Source organism: Flagellimonas onchidii, from assembly GCF_004804315.1.
In the GTDB taxonomy this organism is placed as follows: Bacteria; Bacteroidota; Bacteroidia; order Flavobacteriales; family Flavobacteriaceae; genus Flagellimonas; species Flagellimonas onchidii.
Map to the genome: position 1 here is coordinate 50,376 of NZ_SRXX01000009.1, position 15,526 is coordinate 65,901.

At 38.7% G+C, this 15,526-nt stretch carries 19 protein-coding genes; 9 read left to right on the forward strand and 10 right to left on the reverse strand.

Annotated elements, in window-relative coordinates:
- Positions 1 to 32 precede the first annotated feature (32 nt).
- From E4661_RS10750 to E4661_RS10775, 6 genes are all read right to left on the reverse strand, one after another.
- Positions 33 to 896, reverse strand: coding sequence for a rhomboid family intramembrane serine protease (locus E4661_RS10750; protein WP_136467171.1), 864 nt, complete (start codon positions 894 to 896; stop codon positions 33 to 35).
- Positions 897 to 899: 3 nt separating this feature from the next.
- A complete protein-coding gene (locus tag E4661_RS10755) occupies positions 900 to 1,634 on the reverse strand; it encodes a rhomboid family intramembrane serine protease (RefSeq protein ID WP_136467172.1) in 735 nt (244 codons plus the stop codon).
- A complete protein-coding gene (gene mutL, locus E4661_RS10760) occupies positions 1,635 to 3,482 on the reverse strand; it encodes a DNA mismatch repair endonuclease MutL (protein ID WP_136467174.1) in 1,848 nt (615 codons plus the stop codon).
- On the reverse strand, positions 3,482 to 3,766 hold the full coding sequence (locus E4661_RS10765; RefSeq protein WP_136467176.1) for a riboflavin synthase subunit beta: 285 nt from the start codon (positions 3,764 to 3,766) through the stop codon (positions 3,482 to 3,484). The genes mutL and E4661_RS10765 overlap by 1 nt, the downstream gene beginning before the upstream one ends.
- Positions 3,767 to 3,997: 231 nt before the next feature.
- Positions 3,998 to 4,480: a 6,7-dimethyl-8-ribityllumazine synthase gene (gene ribH, locus E4661_RS10770; RefSeq protein WP_136467178.1), complete on the reverse strand. Its 483-nt coding sequence runs from the start codon at positions 4,478 to 4,480 to the stop codon at positions 3,998 to 4,000.
- Positions 4,481 to 4,483: 3 nt separating this feature from the next.
- Entirely contained in the window at positions 4,484 to 5,245 is a 762-nt protein-coding gene (locus tag E4661_RS10775) for a tetratricopeptide repeat protein (RefSeq protein WP_136467180.1), read from the reverse strand.
- Positions 5,246 to 5,371: 126 nt separating this feature from the next.
- On the opposite strand from E4661_RS10775, the gene recF reads away from it, so the two are divergent.
- From recF to E4661_RS10795, 4 genes are read left to right on the forward strand one after another with little or no spacing between them, the layout of a single operon-like run.
- Positions 5,372 to 6,451: a DNA replication/repair protein RecF gene (gene recF, locus E4661_RS10780; protein ID WP_136467436.1), complete on the forward strand. Its 1,080-nt coding sequence runs from the start codon at positions 5,372 to 5,374 to the stop codon at positions 6,449 to 6,451.
- Between the two features lies 1 nt (position 6,452).
- Positions 6,453 to 6,875: a lipocalin-like domain-containing protein gene (locus tag E4661_RS10785; RefSeq protein WP_136467182.1), complete on the forward strand. Its 423-nt coding sequence runs from the start codon at positions 6,453 to 6,455 to the stop codon at positions 6,873 to 6,875.
- Complete coding sequence (locus E4661_RS10790; protein WP_136467184.1) at positions 6,875 to 7,171, forward strand: DciA family protein; 297 nt, start codon at positions 6,875 to 6,877, stop codon at positions 7,169 to 7,171. The genes E4661_RS10785 and E4661_RS10790 overlap by 1 nt, the downstream gene beginning before the upstream one ends.
- A gap of 21 nt (positions 7,172 to 7,192) precedes the next feature.
- Positions 7,193 to 7,699: a GNAT family N-acetyltransferase gene (locus E4661_RS10795; protein WP_136467186.1), complete on the forward strand. Its 507-nt coding sequence runs from the start codon at positions 7,193 to 7,195 to the stop codon at positions 7,697 to 7,699.
- Between the two features lie 33 nt (positions 7,700 to 7,732).
- Here E4661_RS10795 and E4661_RS10800 read toward each other — a convergent pair whose 3' ends face one another.
- The 3 genes from E4661_RS10800 to E4661_RS10810 all read right to left on the reverse strand — a co-directional run bounded on the left by E4661_RS10800 (position 7,733) and on the right by E4661_RS10810 (position 9,876).
- Entirely contained in the window at positions 7,733 to 8,260 is a 528-nt protein-coding gene (locus tag E4661_RS10800; RefSeq protein WP_136467188.1) for a GNAT family N-acetyltransferase, read from the reverse strand.
- 100 nt (positions 8,261 to 8,360) lie between these two features.
- Positions 8,361 to 8,780, reverse strand: a complete 420-nt coding sequence (locus tag E4661_RS10805; RefSeq protein ID WP_136467190.1) for a nucleoside-diphosphate kinase — start codon at positions 8,778 to 8,780, stop codon at positions 8,361 to 8,363.
- 55 nt (positions 8,781 to 8,835) lie between these two features.
- Positions 8,836 to 9,876: an alkaline phosphatase D family protein gene (locus E4661_RS10810; RefSeq protein ID WP_136467193.1), complete on the reverse strand. Its 1,041-nt coding sequence runs from the start codon at positions 9,874 to 9,876 to the stop codon at positions 8,836 to 8,838.
- A 75-nt stretch (positions 9,877 to 9,951) separates the two neighbouring features.
- Here E4661_RS10810 and E4661_RS10815 point away from each other — a divergent pair, with 75 nt between their 5' ends.
- The 4 genes from E4661_RS10815 (at position 9,952) to E4661_RS10830 (ending at position 13,837) form a co-directional block, all read left to right on the forward strand.
- Positions 9,952 to 10,968 (forward strand): DHH family phosphoesterase, encoded by a 1,017-nt coding sequence (locus E4661_RS10815; RefSeq protein WP_136467195.1) that lies wholly within the window; start codon positions 9,952 to 9,954, stop codon positions 10,966 to 10,968.
- Complete coding sequence (gldI, locus tag E4661_RS10820; RefSeq protein WP_136467198.1) at positions 10,965 to 11,522, forward strand: gliding motility-associated peptidyl-prolyl isomerase GldI; 558 nt, start codon at positions 10,965 to 10,967, stop codon at positions 11,520 to 11,522. The genes E4661_RS10815 and gldI overlap by 4 nt, the downstream gene beginning before the upstream one ends.
- Positions 11,523 to 11,527: 5 nt before the next feature.
- On the forward strand, positions 11,528 to 12,637 hold the full coding sequence (locus E4661_RS10825; RefSeq protein ID WP_136467200.1) for a peptidylprolyl isomerase: 1,110 nt from the start codon (positions 11,528 to 11,530) through the stop codon (positions 12,635 to 12,637).
- Between the two features lie 129 nt (positions 12,638 to 12,766).
- On the forward strand, positions 12,767 to 13,837 hold the full coding sequence (locus E4661_RS10830; protein WP_240751460.1) for a DUF3810 domain-containing protein: 1,071 nt from the start codon (positions 12,767 to 12,769) through the stop codon (positions 13,835 to 13,837).
- A 13-nt stretch (positions 13,838 to 13,850) separates the two neighbouring features.
- Here E4661_RS10830 and E4661_RS10835 read toward each other — a convergent pair whose 3' ends face one another.
- Entirely contained in the window at positions 13,851 to 14,654 is an 804-nt protein-coding gene (locus tag E4661_RS10835) for a DUF6503 family protein (RefSeq protein ID WP_136467202.1), read from the reverse strand.
- A 68-nt stretch (positions 14,655 to 14,722) separates the two neighbouring features.
- Between E4661_RS10835 and E4661_RS10840 the strand changes: the two genes are divergently transcribed.
- Positions 14,723 to 15,526, forward strand: coding sequence for a TrmH family RNA methyltransferase (locus E4661_RS10840; RefSeq protein ID WP_136467204.1), 804 nt, complete (start codon positions 14,723 to 14,725; stop codon positions 15,524 to 15,526).

Here is a 15,526-nt window from a genome sequence, read left to right on the forward strand (position 1 = left end):
ACTTTCCACAAGTGTCCAAGTTTTTTCACGTGCTAGTCTTCCTTACCTGCTTTAAACAAAAAATCTTTCTCTGATTTGGAAAGGCTCTCGTATCCAGACTTACTAATTTTGTCCAAAATGGCGTCTATTTTTCGCTGGTTGGCAGCCTTGTCATAATCCGATTTGCTCTTATCAGTAGAAGATTTCTTTTTATACACGGTTTTCATCGGAGCCTTTTTCTCTCTCGGTTTAAAAAGTTCGGCTATTGCGGTTCGGAGTTTTGTAAATCCGGCACCTATATCGTTTCCATTCAATAATTGTCGAGCATAGACATAGCCCAAAGCAGCACCACCTAAATGAGCCAATCTACCTCCAATATTTCCCCCGTATGGAATTTTAATTAAATCGACCAAAACAAAAAAAGCTCCAATGTACCAGAGTTTTACATTAAAGAAAATAACACGAACTTCTTGATTGGGAATATAAGCGCATACAAAAATCAATATGGAAGTCACTCCAGCAGACGCTCCAATCAATGCGGTATTTGTATCAAGTAAGGTGGGAAAGACATAATAACTTAATAAGAATATGGCACCGCCAACGATTACCCCCAAAAAGTAAACATTCAAAAACCTTTGTGCATCAAACAGATTAAGAAAAATACGACCCGCAAAGTATAGCATAATCATGTTCCAAAAAATGTGACCTATGCTTGCATGAAAAAAAGAATATGTCACCAAAGACCATGGTTGACCCAAAAACTCAACAAAATCCCGTGGCAATTGGAACCAATCAACAACGGCTCCCCCCAGTAATGCCAAGGAAAGACCATCAAGAATAAAGACCAATACGTTTATTGCAATAAGCTTTTCTGCAATATTAAGCCGTGAAAACTGATATTGAAGACCTCCTGCCATATGCTAATCCCATCGGTTTTGGTTGAACTGGTTCTTTTTCCAATACCACATCATGATGAAACCTATCAGTGCTCCACCAATATGCGCAAAATGGGCAATTCCAGTATTTACATTGCTTATTCCAAAGAACAAATCTGCGGCCAAAAGCAGGGGGACAAAATATTTGGCTTTGATTGGAACTGGTAAAAATATCAGCATTAATCGAGCTTCTGAATACATAAAAGCAAAAGCTACCAAAATTCCGTAAATAGCTCCAGATGCACCCACAACAGGCGTATTATAGGCGCTCAAAAAGTTTTGAATTGTACTTTGACCAGCAACATTGTACCAATCAGGATTATATTGCCCTTTCGAAATAATATCCAACACCTGCTGTTCAGTCATTCCCGCATTCACTAACGCACTCAATCCTTCGTTGAACAAGTAATAATTAACGCCTGTATGAAGCATTGCAGAGCCCAATCCGGCAGAAAAATAAAAGAACAAAAATTTGTTTCTACCCCAAACACGTTCCAAAGGCGTACCAAATGCCCATAATGCATACATATTAAAGGCTATGTGCATCAAATTTCCATGCATGAACATATGGCTGACAACTTGCCACCATTGAAAATTGTTGTTTTTTGGAAACCAAAGTGAAAGCCACTGGTACATTTGATCTCCATATAATTGCGTGGCGAAAAACAAAATCACATTAATGATTAATATATGCTTCACTGCCTCGGTCAATCTACCCATTTAATTCATTTTTTTTTCAATATCCCCTTCTGGGACAATAGTGTACGTTATTTTTTGAAACGGACTCAAAGTAGGCTCCTTGCACGCAAACAAATCGTTTAGAAGTGCCAATTGTGATTCCGTATCCAAGACATCCCCTGTTTTAATGGCCAAATTTTTTGACAACGTTCTTGCCAACAGTTCAGCCTGCGAAATCATGTTCCCTTCAAATCCTTCTTTATAATCTGATATTAAGCGATCCAATACCGTGCCAATTGCGCTTTCCGCTACCACTAATGGAACTCCTGTCACTTTTACCGTTTCTTTGTCCAATTCTTCGAATACAAAACCCACGTTGGTGAGACTTTCTCCTATTTCTTGCAACACGTCCCTATCCTGCTTTGAAAAAGACAACTCCATTGGAAACAATAGCTGCTGGCTTATTCCTTCCTTTACTGTTATCTCTCCTAAAAATCGTTCAAAAAGAATGCGCTCGTGAGCCCTATTTTGATTAATGACCAGTAAGCCAGACTTAACAGTACTAACAATATATTTTCTTCTGAGTTGAAAAGTTGCAGCTGCATGTATCTCACCTTCAGCATCTTTATAAAAATTGCCTTGCACCAAAGTGTCAGACTCAATCTCTAAACTACTAAAACTTTCTGTGTCAATGGGCGTTTCCAAACCTTCGTAAAGGTTCTCCCAGCCCTTAACATTTGGTTTTTGGTAAGCCGGACGGCCAGATGGTTTTGCTTCTACCTCCTGAAAAGGGTTAAAAGATGCATCAACGGTTACTTTGGGAATTGAAGCTTCTTTTTCCTTGTATGCGTATGGCGTATCTAAATTAGGATCATGCTCAAAATCCAATATTGGGGCTACATTAAACTGTCCCAAACTATGTTTAATCGTCGAACGAAGAATGGCGTAAAGTGTATTTTCGTCATCAAACTTCACCTCAGTTTTTGTTGGGTGGATGTTGATGTCAATAGACGATGGATCTACTTCCAAATACAAAAAGTATCCTGGATATACATCTTGTTTTATGAGACCTTCAAAAGCTGCCGAAACCGCATGGTGCAAATAGGGGCTTTTTATAAATCTATTATTTGCGAAAAAAAACTGCTCTCCCCTACTTTTTTTGGCGAATTCAGGCTTACAGACAAAACCAGAAACCTTAACCACTTCCGTTTCCTCATTCACAGGAACCAGACGATTGTTCATTTTACTTCCGAACACATGGCATATCCGCTGACGGTGTCCTGCTTTGGGAAGATTGAAAAGCTCCGAACCATTATTGTAAAAATGGAACTCAATAGAGGGGTGAACCAAAGCCACGCGATGAAATTCATCTGAAATATGCCTTAATTCAACTTGATTTGATTTTAAGAAATTACGTCTCGCCGGAATATTAAAGAACAGGTTTTTGACAGAAATTGAAGTTCCCTTTGGAGTAGCCGCTACGTCTTGGGATACAATCTTGCTGCCTTCAATTTTAATATGGGTGCCTACTTCAGAACTTTCGGTACGGGTATGCATGTCCACATGTGCTATCGCTGCTATCGATGCCAATGCCTCCCCACGAAAACCTTTGGTATCCAAATTAAACAAATCCTCAGCACATGAAATTTTGGAAGTAGCGTGACGTTCAAAGGAAAGGCGTGCATCTGTCTCGCTCATCCCTTTACCATTATCCACCACTTGAATCAGGGTTTTTCCGCCATCTTTAACAATCAACTTAATTAGAGTAGCCCCAGCGTCGATGGCATTTTCCAATAATTCTTTGACTACCGAAGCGGGCCGCTGAACCACTTCCCCTGCTGCAATTTGGTTGGCAACATGGTCTGGCAAAAGTTTAATGATGTCTGCCATTAGGGATTCAAGAATATCGATAAATCGAAGTCGATGATATAAAGGAAAAGCAATATCAAAACAGCAACGATGACAAGAAATCGAAGTTTTAAATTCTTGTCCCCTTCAGTTTTCAGGTCATCCATTGCAGAAGAAACCTTGTTTTTTATACCTCGTTGCGTATGTGCCGTACTTCGGAATTTATCTAGTTTGTGTTCTATTTTATACGGATTGCCTTCACCTTTATAATATCGCGGAGAATAATCAAACGTCCTATTTTTTCTAAGCTTTAGAAAATTTCGCATGGCATCCTTTTCGAGTAACCTCAAAGGTAATTAAAATCGAAAAGCCAAATTAATGCATACTGCCAAAAAATGTTAACAGCGTTTGAGGTTCAAGTGGAAAGCTAAAATTTAAGTTCAAGCGCTGCATCTAAAGCTAAAGTTCAAATCCAGTACTTAAGCTCAAGAGTAAATTCCAAGTATAAACCCAAGGTAAAACCAGAAACTATTTTGAAGTGGAGCTTAAGATTCTGATTATTTTCCCAGCATTGCCATCTTTATGGCTGCTATAGCGGCTTCGGTTCCTTTATTGCCATGCTTACCACCACTTCTATCCAAGGCCTGTTGCATGGTGTCATCCGTAAGAACACTAAAAATCACAGGAACATCATATTGAACATTCAGATCCTTGATTCCCTGCGCGGCCGCCGAACATACAAAATCGAAGTGACTGGTTTCACCTCGAATTACGCTACCTATGGCAATTACCACATCAACATTTTGTGTAGAAATCATTTTTTTACAACCAAAAGTCAATTCGAAACTTCCCGGAACATTCCAACGGACGATATTTTCCAAAAGTGCACCGCAATCCAATAAGGCTTCCAAAGCTCCTTTGTACAACCCTTCTGTGACGGTTTCATTCCATTCAGAAACAACAATCCCAAACCGAAGAGATTTCGCATTTGGGATTTTGGTCTTATCATAGGCCGATAAGTTTTTATTCTCGGTGGCCATGTATTAATTTTTCGTCAACCCAATAAGTGCATCGACACCATTTGCTTCTTGCGAAGCAGAAAATTCATTCTTAATTCTTTCAAACAAACTCAAAGCCTTGTCTTTTTGCCCTAAATCGAGAGCTATAACACCGGCTTTATATAAAAACCGTGGAGTAGTGAAGTCGTTTGCACTGTGCGCAGCTGCTTTCTCGTAATAATCCAATGCGTCTTCGGGCTGGTTCAACTGGGAAAAAGCATCACCTATTCCCCCTTTGGCCATAGCACCCAATACAGCGTCATCGGAAGAAAACTTTTCCAAATGCTCAATGGCATTGTCATATTCTTGAAGGTTCAAATAGGTCATTCCTGCAGAATATTCGGCTAAATTTGCTGCTTTGGTCCCTTTGTACTCCTCAATGATATCCAAAAAACCATATTTTCCTTCAGCTCCATTAAGAGCTAAAGTAAACAGGGAATCCTTAGCGGTTTCATTGGTCAGTGCTTGGTCAAAATATTGTTGTGGGTAATACAGTTCATTGGCGGCGGATGCTTCTTTAGGCTTCTGAATGAACTCATTGTATCCCAAATATCCCAAAACACCCAAAGCAATGGCACCGATAACCCCTAAAATATAGTTTTGGTTTTTTTGGACCCAGGCCTCGGTCTTGGAAGCACTTTCATCCAAGGTATTGAATACCTCAGCGGTTGTACTGTCCTGCTCATCGAATTGTACTTCCTCAACCTTATTTTTTGGCTTAAAGCCTCGCTTCTTGTATGTTGCCATCCTTGATTTTATTAATCGGGCAAAAATAAAGTTTTTATCCAAAACCGAAAGCTAATTTATTCGTTATTTTTGGATTCTTTAATTGGTTCCAAGACCAATCGAAACATTGTGTTTCTTTTATTTTTTATGTTTTTAAAGCACTTATCCTTAGTTAATTATAAAAATTTCGATTCCAAAATCTTGGAATTCGACCCCATAATCAATTGTTTGGTGGGTGATAATGGAGTAGGAAAAACCAATATTTTGGATGCCATTTACCACCTTTCTTTTGGTAAAAGTTATTTTAATCCTGTTTCCACTCAAAACATAAAGCACAATACCGATTTTTTTGTAATAGAGGGTGAATTTGAGAAAGAAGGCAGAACAGAAAAGATTATTTGCAGCTTTAAAAAAGGTTTAAAGAAAGTAATTAAAAGAAATGGTAAAGCCTATGAGAAGTTCTCGGAACATATTGGCTTTTTACCTTTGGTAATCATCTCTCCCTCTGACCGCGATTTGATTATTGAAGGAAGTGATACACGTAGAAAATTTGTGGATGGTGTAATTTCCCAGTCGGACAAAGCCTATCTTCAAACCTTGATCAAATACAACAAAGTTTTGGTTCAACGGAATTCTTTGCTAAAGTATTTTGTCGCCAACAACACCTTCGATAAGGATACCTTAGACGTATACAATGAGCAACTTGACCAGTTAGGGACCGAAATCCACAAAAAAAGAGTTGATTTTATTTCATCTTTCATTCCAATATTTCAGGAACAATACGCACATATTTCAGAAAAAGATGAACAAATAATGCTATCCTACAAAAGTCAACTTTCTGAAAAGAGACTGATTGAACTTTTAGATACCAACCTTGACAAAGATAGAGCCCTACAATATACCAGTGTTGGCATCCACAAGGATGACCTAGACTTTACCATTGCTGGGCATCCCATTAAAAAATTTGGCAGTCAGGGACAGCAAAAATCTTTTTTAATAGCATTGAAATTAGCTCAATTTCATTTCATGAAAGCACAAGCCAAAACCACCCCAATTTTGTTACTGGATGATATTTTCGACAAATTGGACGAAAATAGGGTCTCACAAATTGTAGGGTTGGTGGACAATGAAAATTTTGGACAGATTTTCATCAGCGATACGCATCCTGAACGCACAGAAAACGTTGTTAAAAATATTCAGCAGAGCTATAAAATATTTAACTTGTAGTATGAACAGGATTCTACTTTTTGGAACGTTTATATTGCTTTTCTCCTGCAAAGAAAGTTTGATTCCCAAGGAAAACCTTCATTATTTAAATGGGTATTGGGAAATTTCCGAAGTAACCTTTCCTGACGGGTCCAAAAAAGATTATAAAATAAGTTCTACCATTGACTTCATTCATTTAGATGGTGATTCGGGTTTTCGAAAAAAAATGCAGCCTAAATTTAATGGCACCTATTCGACTTCCAACAATGTAGAGTCTTTTACAATGATTAAAACCAACGATGTTTTCACCCTTACTTATAAAAACAGTTTGGACCAATGGGATGAAAAGTTGATTCAATTGGACTCAACATCCTTTGCAGTTCGAAATGAAGAAGGTATTTTATATTCATACAAACGGTTCCAGCCCATCCAAATCCCCAAATAATGGCAAAAAGAAACAATTCACATATTCCCTTAAGTGAAGCGTTAAACGAGTTTATTAAGGAAAATAAGCTACAAAAAGGCATGGACAAGGTCAATGCCAAAGATGCATGGGCTAAACTTATGGGTAACGGAGTAAACAACTATACCAATGGCGTCGAACTAAAAAACGAAACCTTATACGTGTCCTTATCTTCTTCCGTGCTTCGTGAAGAATTAAGTATGGGAAAAAGTAAGATTGTAGCAATGCTCAATGAGGAACTGGGTAGGGAGTTGATAAAAAAAATCGTCCTTCGTTAACCTCTATTATTGGATATAGGGATGAAAGCAATTACCAAAACACCAAGATTGCAAATTTGCGAAGCTGAGGTAACAGATTCCAAATTTATCCTTGAGCTGTTGAATAGCCCAAACTGGTTGGAATTCATTGGAGACAGGGATGTTAAAACCGAGAAACAGGCCAATGCTTACATTAAATCCAGTCTAATAGCCTCGTATAAACAAAACGGATATGGACTTTATAAAATGTGTCTGAAAGAATCTCTTCATCCCATCGGTATTTGTGGTTTTGTCAAAAGGGATTATTTGGATCATCCAGATATTGGTTTTGCAATTTTACCTCAATTTGAGGGTAAGGGGTTCACCTATGAAGCCTGTATTGCTTTATTGGATTATGGCAAGTATCATCTAAAATTAGACTCAATCCTAGGTATCACAACAATGGAAAATATCAAATCCCGGAATCTGTTGGAGAAGATCAACCTTAAGCAGGTTGGGACTGTTACACCAAAAAAGAATCAAGGGGAGTACCTACTTTTTTCAACTTAAATGGATTTACTTTCTCATGATTAGCTATCAAAACTATAACAACTTTACATAGTAATCAAAACAACTAGTCGTTACCAGGTCAAGGGCTTTTGTAGGTTCCACTTCATTAAAATCTTGTGAATAGGTGTATTTGTATCCCATTCGTTGGTACCATCCACTGATTCTGGTCTTGAACTCCACTTCCCTGTCTTTGGGCCGCAGTATCTCAATTTTTATAGCTTTCATATTCCTTTCAAGGGCTATTTTCTCTACAGCCCCTATTAGTGTTCGACCTATTCCCATTCCAGTTTTGCCAAAATCGGCACATAGTAGTCCAAACCCATAAATACCTGAAGCTTTTACATAATGACGTATTCCACCCACTACCAATCCATTGGAATATGCTACCAGTATCTCATCGTTCTCGATTAATTTATTATAATCTTCAAACGAAATCCTGACATAATTTTCGCCCCACATTTCCTTTTCCGTTTCGGCATAGGCAGTAATCAATATTTGATACAACCTTTTTCGGTCTTTCAAAGGCAAGTTCTTTGATTTTGAAGAAATCACGTTAATCATTATGCAAAGTTAACGAAGCACCAAAGTATCGGGTTCAATGAACACAAAAAAAGCCGCCCTTTTAGGGCGGCTTTTACAATTTTATCTCTTTTTATTTTTACTAGAATACTTCCCTTCCAGAAAAATGAAAAGCACCTTCTATCGCGGCATTTTCATCACTGTCCGATCCGTGAACAGCATTCTCTCCAATACTGGTAGCAAATAGTTTTCTGATGGTACCTTCAGCAGCTTCAGCTGGATTGGTCGCACCAATCAAAGCTCGAAAATCATCTACAGCATTATCCTTTTCCAAAATAGCTGCCACAATTGGGCCACGGGTCATAAACTCAACCAACTCTCCAAAGAAAGGACGTTCTTTATGAATAGCGTAGAATTCCTGCGCATCCCTCTTGCTCAATTGGGTGTATTTCATAGCCACAATTTTGAAGCCAGCCGCTGTAATCTTCTCCAAAATCGCACCAATATGTCCGTTCTCAACGGCATCGGGCTTAATCATGGTGAATGTTCTATTTCCAGTCATTTTTTTAAAATTTTGCGCAAACTTACACTTTTTCGAGCAACGAACAAGATAAGATTCAATACCTCTGCGTTAATTCTCGATAAATCTTTCCGTTTTCACCCATAATGGTAAACCGGACCTTCTTTTCCTTTAAATTCAATCTAATAAGTCCAAAGCTCTTCGTTGAAACGACCTCCCCTATTCGATTCTTATTTGGCTCTGATTTAAACTCAGCATACGAATGGGTCAGTCCACTACTTGTGAAATCTACAAGAGGATAATCCATACCTTTCAAAGCAATTCTTGAGAATTCAGAAATATGTCGATCACCTGACAAAACCATAACACCTTTTGCTCCAGAGTCAACAATTAGGTCTTTCATTTTTTCCATTTCCATTGGAAAGTTTCCCCAGCTCTCAAAACCATGCTCATGTGATAGTAACTGTATACTTGTTACAATGAGGTTAAAATCCGCATCTGAGGTTTCCAATTCTTTTTTTAACCAACGCCATTGTTCAGCACCAAGAATAGTAGATTCAGCTTCGGTATTTGGTTTGTAACGACGGTTCGGGTCTTCATCCTTTTTTAATGCACTGCGAAAATAACGTGTATCCAAAACTAAAATGTTCATCTTCCCAAAATTGGTTTCAAACAAGTGGGATGCGTATACACCGTCCCTTTTTCTTCTATCGCTTCCTTTTGGCACCCCCATAAAATCTAAAAACAACTGCTGACTTTCCTTTTTCATGGAAAACTCTTCTCCTCCGTCATTAAGTCCGTAATCATGATCATCCCAAGTACCAATAACAGGAACTTGAGATTTTAAAGCTTTATATCCAGCCACCCTATTTTGTTTAGCGTACATGGATTTCATTTTTCCCATATTATCCGTATCCGCATAAATGTTGTCCCCACCCCAAATCCAAACGTCGGGGTTTTGTGCCAAAATATCGTCCCAAAAAGGATTAACCTTATCATGCTTGTTACAAGATCCAAATGCAACTACAAAAAACTCATCGGAATCATCGGCAATGGTAGGTTTTACAATATTGTCTTGATAAGCCTTGCATCCAACAAAAAAAACGACAAAAAAACCTATAAGAGTACGATAGCACATTGCTTCAAATTTATCAGACACAAAAATAGGTTATCGCGGATTACCTCTACATTATATTATTGTATCTTTGCCGGCATGAATTTAGAGGACATTGCGACGGTAAAGTCAATTCTTTCCAAACCCCAAAAAATCGTTATCATACCCCATAAAAATCCTGACGGCGATGCCATGGGCTCGTGTTTGGGGCTATGCGCCTTTCTCAGGTCCAAAAACCAAAAAGCATCAGTAATCACCCCAAATGATTATCCAAAATTTCTAAAATGGATGCCTTATTCGCAAGAAGTCTTGAATTTTGAAAAGGAAAACTCCCAAGCCAAGAAGCTTCTTCAAGACGCTACGGTAATATTCACTTTGGATTTTAATAACTTTTCAAGAACCGGTCAGTTGGAAAATATATTGATGGAAAAACAGGCGGATTTCATCATGATCGATCACCATCAACAACCGAGTGACTATGCCAAAGTGACCTATTCTGACGTGAGTATGAGCTCCACCTGTGAAATGGTGTACAATTTTATTGAGGCCTTGGGCGAATTGGACAGTATAGACTCCGGTATTGCAACCAACCTATATACTGGAATTATGACCGATACCGGCTCGTTCAAATACCGTTCCACCTCCAGCAGAACGCATAGGGTAGTGGCAGACCTTATAGACCGAGGAGCCAACAATATGGAGATTCACAGACAAGTGTTCGATACAAATTCACCTTCCCGCTTACATTTGCTAGGTGTTGCATTGAGCAATATGGTCATTATGTCCAAATATAAAACGGCATTCATAACGCTTACCCAGACCGAACTAGATCAACACAATTTTAAAAAAGGAGATACCGAAGGCTTTGTCAATTATGGTTTAACTCTGGAAGGAATTGTTTTCGCCGTTATCTTTATTGAGAACAAGGAAGAAGGGATTATCAAGATTTCATTCCGATCCGTGGGAAGTTTCTCGGTCAATGAATTTGCCAGAGAACATTTTAATGGTGGGGGACATGACAATGCTGCGGGGGGGCGAAGCATGGATAGCATAACCGACACTGTTGAGCGGTTTAAAACAATCCTTGAAACCTATAAAACTCAGTTGAATTCATGAGAAACGTACTGACCATAATTCTATTGATTGTTTTGGTCGGATGTGGTGGACCAGAACCCAGGAGGCCTGTCAAGGTGAAATCCGGAAGCTTTTTCAAGGAATCCGTAGAACGGAACAAAGCTTTATTGGAAAAGGAAGAAGAATTGATCAAAGAAATCATTGAAACGGACACCGTAAATACATATATAGCAAGTCCAAGTGGATTCTGGTATTATTTTGAAAAAAAGAACGAGGCATCAGCTTACCATCCAAAAACTGATGATCAAATTTTGTTTTCATATAATCTTGTTTCCTTTACCAATGATACTCTTTACACAATGAAGGAAAATGGCCCTACTTCTTACGTTGTGGACAAAGAACAATTGTTTCCTGGGCTTCAAAACGCCGTAAAGTTGCTCAAAATCAATGAGCGGGCTACTTTTTTGTTCCCATCTTTGCAAGCTTATGGTTACCACGGGGATGGAAGTAAAATTGGTCCAAGAACTCCAGTAAAATCAACAATTGAATTACACACTATCATTATAAATCAAGATAGCTTAAATCTTAAACCATGAACATTATGAAACAATCACTTGTTTTAATCACACTATTCTCGATAGTCTTTTTTGGCTGTAAATCGAGCAAATATGCGGAGCTAGGAGATGGAATCTTTGCCGATATCCAGACCTCTCAAGGCGATATCATTGTTAAACTGGAGCACGAAAAAACTCCGGTAACCGTTGCAAATTTTGTATCACTGGCCGAAGGCAACAATCCATTTGTGGCAGACAGCCTTAAAGGAAAAAAGTATTACGATGGTATCATTTTCCACAGAATCATCAAAGATTTCATGATTCAGGGAGGTGACCCAACCGGAACAGGCAGGGGAAATCCCGGTTATAAGTTTAAGGATGAGTTCCGTGACTCCTTAAGTCATTCAAAAAAAGGAATCTTGTCCATGGCCAACTCGGGCCCAAAAACCAACGGAAGTCAGTTTTTCATTACCCATAAGGAAACTCCCTGGTTAGATGGCAGACATACTGTTTTTGGTGAGGTGGTCAGTGGTCTGGACGTGGTTGATACCATTGCCAATGTAAAAACAGTGCCAGGCGACAAACCCGAAGTAGATGTGGTAATGAACAAGGTAGAAATCATTAGAAATGGTAAAGAGGCCAAAAAATTTGATGCTCCCCAAATCATGACCGATTATTTTGAGGAAGAAAAAGTAGCCGAAGCTGCCTTCAAAAAAATGAAAGATGATTTTGTCGCCGAGTTGGCAAAACAAAAAGAAGAGGCTCAAGAAACTACATCTGGACTTCGCATTTATTCCCTGAAAAAAGGAGAAGGCGAAGCACCTAAAGTTGGTCAAAAAGTTTTGGTAAATTATGCTGGGTGGTTACCTAATGGAGATTTGTTCGATACGTCAGAGGCTCGAGTAGCTGAAAAATTCAAAAACTTCGAACGAATCAATCAAATGCACCGTGGCCAACTTACCCCGTCACCAATGGATTTTAGTCCAGAAGCTCCATTGTTCCCAGGCTTTAGGGAAGCTCTTCTTACCATGAAGGTAGGAGATAAAATCAGGGCTTTTCTGCCGGCTCATTTAGGATTGGGCCCTCAAGGTGGCGGTCCAATTCCTCCTAATTCAGACCTTATTTTTGATTTGGAAATTGTGGGAATTCAACAATAGAATTTTCTATACACCATAAAAAGGCAGCACTAAAGTGCTGCCTTTTCTTTTACACAAAGCTTTGTTAAGATTGAAGGAATCTTAGGAATTAAGGGCTAGATTAGAAGTCAATAATCCATACTTGCGATTTTGAACAAACAAAAAACCAAAACAGCTCTTGCACTTGCCTTGCCAGTACAAGTTATTCTGGTAAAATGGATTGGTAGTTATCCGGAATTTGTAGAACAATATTACAGCAATGGCATCTATCCCATTATCTCTCAATTTTTAAGGACGCTTTTCGGATGGATTCCCTTTTCTGTTGGTGACATATTGTACCTCGCAGCATTTTGGTTGGCAGGAAAATACATCTTTAAAAATTGGAAATCAATTAAAAGCAAACCATTACTTTTTGGCAAGGATATCTTAGTTGTGCTTTCGATTGTTTACTTCACCTTCCATCTACTTTGGGGAATGAATTATTACAGATTGCCCATCACCGAAAAACTAGATATCGAAAAGGAATACACCAAACAAGAACTAATAGACTTCTCTTTGTACTTGATTGAAAAAACAAATCATTTTCAATCCCAAATCACGGGAGATACCATAAACCCTGTGCAAATTCCATATTCCCGAAGTAACATATTCCAAAAAACAGAAGAGGGTTACAACGAATTAAAAAAAACCTACCCCTTTTTCGAATATAAAAAACCCAGCCTAAAAGCTTCTCTATTCAGCCTTCCTCTAACATATATGGGCTATGGAGGCTATTTAAATCCTTTTTCAAACGAGGCACAAGTAAACGGAATAACTCCTTTGTTTAGGCTTCCTACCGTTAGCGGACATGAGGTAGGGCACCAACTGGGATATTCAGCCGAAGATGCAACAAACCTAATCGGCTTTTTGGTCACTTCAAAAAACCAAGACCCCTACTTTAAATATGCAGCCTATAATCATGCCTTAGGATATTGCTTATCTGATTTATCAAGGAAGGACAAGGAAAAGTTCGACGAAATCATCACTGGGCTCAACCCTGGAGTTAAAGAAAATTTTAAAGAGCTTACAGCATTTTGGGAACGCTATGAAAACCCGTTGGAACCGGTTTTTAAATCAATGTTCAACACCTTTTTAAAAGTGAACAATCAAGAAGAGGGGATAAAAAGTTATAATTCGGTCGTGGGCTTATTAATAAGCTACCACGACCGAAACGGGTTTTGAGTTAGTTCCCGGATTAATTCTTTTTTGGCTCAACCCATACTGCCGATTCCGGCTTGGCGTAAAAGCCATCAGATTTGGGCATTTTGCTCAATGAAATGTTCTCAAAAGGCACCTTGCTTCGGGCATCCAAAATCTTGGAACCCTCATAATTGTACCATGTAATGGATTTTGGAAGGGTCAAACCATCAATATTTTGCCAATCATCATAACGAATCCATTTCACATTATCTGAAGACTCTCCTGTTCTATAGGTAACCGTATACCCCAACCAAGCCATTTGGTTGGTTTCTGGGTCAAAGTGAATAAAATATTCATCCTTAGGAGACGTTCCAACACCAGATTCATACGAAATACTTATTCCAGGATAGCTTTTTCCTTCATACACCAAATCCTCTGTTTCTCCGTAATGAATCCCGTCATCTGCCAATACAAACGGCATTGCATAGAAATAGAACATTAAGTTGTGATAAAAAACGGCATCACCTTCATAGCTCCCATCAGCATCTAAGAGCCAAACTTTGTTTCCATCAAAACCTATTGAAAGATTATCGGTATCCACACGGTCCTTCCTTGACCATAAATCAATAGTTTGGGTCTCTTTTGCATCGGGTTTTGGTAATTCGTAAGATAAGGTTCGTTGCTCTTTCCAATTATTGATACCGCCATGCGCATCAAAAACATTTTGCAAAGCTTTTGGGTATTTTTTTGGTGTTTCTGCAATCTTTGCGTCGATTACAGTTTTTGTTTCTTCTCGCTTGGCATTTTGCTTGCATGCAGTGGCAAAAAGCACAAGTAGAACAAGAGTTATTTTTCTCATTATGGTAGTTGTTTGCGACTTTGTCGTAGTTACCCCTTCAAGATTACAAGATTATGTATTTTTGATTTGTGAAGGAATCCAAATTCATCAGCAGCACCCAAAATCCTATAATAAAAAAGATTGTTCTCCTTAAGGAGAAATCCCGGGAACGAAAAAAAACGGGCCTTTTTGTTGTAGAAGGACAACGCGAAATTGAACTGGCCCAAAAAGGAGGTTATACCGTTGAAACTTTGCTATACTGCCCTGAAATCGCAACAGATTTCTCCAGAAATCCTATTTCTAAAAATCCAAGCATCGAACTAATCCAGCTATCCAAATCGGTTTATGAAAAAATAGCTTACCGAGAAACTACCGAGGGCGTTATGGCCATGATGAAAAGTAAGCAGCATACCTTGGAAAATCTAAGCATAAATACCCCAAAACCCCTAATTTTGGTTGCTGAAGCTCCAGAAAAACCTGGGAACATTGGGGCATTGCTTCGAACTGCTGATGCAGCCGCTGTAGATGCTGTTTTAATTGCAAATCCAAAATCGGATGTTTACAATCCCAATATAATCCGTTCAAGTGTAGGTTGTGTCTTCACCAACAAAATCGGTGTGGGTACGACCGAAGAAATCATCGGATTTTTAAAGATGAATAACATCCAGATCTATTGTGCTGCGCTCACCGCTTCCAAAAATTATGTCGAATGCAACTTTACATCCTCAACAGCAATAGTTGTGGGCACCGAGGCTACAGGTTTATCCGAAGAGTGGCTTCAAAATTCCAATCAAAACATTATTATTCCCATGCAGGGTGAAATCGATTCCATGAATGTTTCGGTATCAGCAGCAATACTTATATTTGAAGCGAAGCGACAACGCGGATTTTAA

Excerpts from the sequence above, each read along its gene's own strand:
- E4661_RS10750 (WP_136467171.1), bottom strand. The coding sequence starts at position 896 with ATGGCAGGAGGTCTTCAATATCAGTTTTCACGGCTTAATATTGCAGAA.
- E4661_RS10755 (WP_136467172.1), bottom strand. The coding sequence starts at position 1,634 with ATGGGTAGATTGACCGAGGCAGTGAAGCATATATTAATCATTAATGTG.
- mutL (WP_136467174.1), bottom strand. The coding sequence starts at position 3,482 with ATGGCAGACATCATTAAACTTTTGCCAGACCATGTTGCCAACCAAATT.
- E4661_RS10765 (WP_136467176.1), bottom strand. The coding sequence starts at position 3,766 with ATGCGAAATTTTCTAAAGCTTAGAAAAAATAGGACGTTTGATTATTCT.
- ribH (WP_136467178.1), bottom strand. The coding sequence starts at position 4,480 with ATGGCCACCGAGAATAAAAACTTATCGGCCTATGATAAGACCAAAATC.
- E4661_RS10775 (WP_136467180.1), bottom strand. The coding sequence starts at position 5,245 with ATGGCAACATACAAGAAGCGAGGCTTTAAGCCAAAAAATAAGGTTGAG.
- recF (WP_136467436.1), top strand. The coding sequence starts at position 5,372 with ATGTTTTTAAAGCACTTATCCTTAGTTAATTATAAAAATTTCGATTCC.
- E4661_RS10785 (WP_136467182.1), top strand. The coding sequence starts at position 6,453 with ATGAACAGGATTCTACTTTTTGGAACGTTTATATTGCTTTTCTCCTGC.
- E4661_RS10790 (WP_136467184.1), top strand. The coding sequence starts at position 6,875 with ATGGCAAAAAGAAACAATTCACATATTCCCTTAAGTGAAGCGTTAAAC.
- E4661_RS10795 (WP_136467186.1), top strand. The coding sequence starts at position 7,193 with ATGAAAGCAATTACCAAAACACCAAGATTGCAAATTTGCGAAGCTGAG.
- E4661_RS10800 (WP_136467188.1), bottom strand. The coding sequence starts at position 8,260 with ATGATTAACGTGATTTCTTCAAAATCAAAGAACTTGCCTTTGAAAGAC.
- E4661_RS10805 (WP_136467190.1), bottom strand. The coding sequence starts at position 8,780 with ATGACTGGAAATAGAACATTCACCATGATTAAGCCCGATGCCGTTGAG.
- E4661_RS10810 (WP_136467193.1), bottom strand. The coding sequence starts at position 9,876 with ATGTGCTATCGTACTCTTATAGGTTTTTTTGTCGTTTTTTTTGTTGGA.
- E4661_RS10815 (WP_136467195.1), top strand. The coding sequence starts at position 9,952 with ATGAATTTAGAGGACATTGCGACGGTAAAGTCAATTCTTTCCAAACCC.
- gldI (WP_136467198.1), top strand. The coding sequence starts at position 10,965 with ATGAGAAACGTACTGACCATAATTCTATTGATTGTTTTGGTCGGATGT.
- E4661_RS10825 (WP_136467200.1), top strand. The coding sequence starts at position 11,528 with ATGAAACAATCACTTGTTTTAATCACACTATTCTCGATAGTCTTTTTT.
- E4661_RS10835 (WP_136467202.1), bottom strand. The coding sequence starts at position 14,654 with ATGAGAAAAATAACTCTTGTTCTACTTGTGCTTTTTGCCACTGCATGC.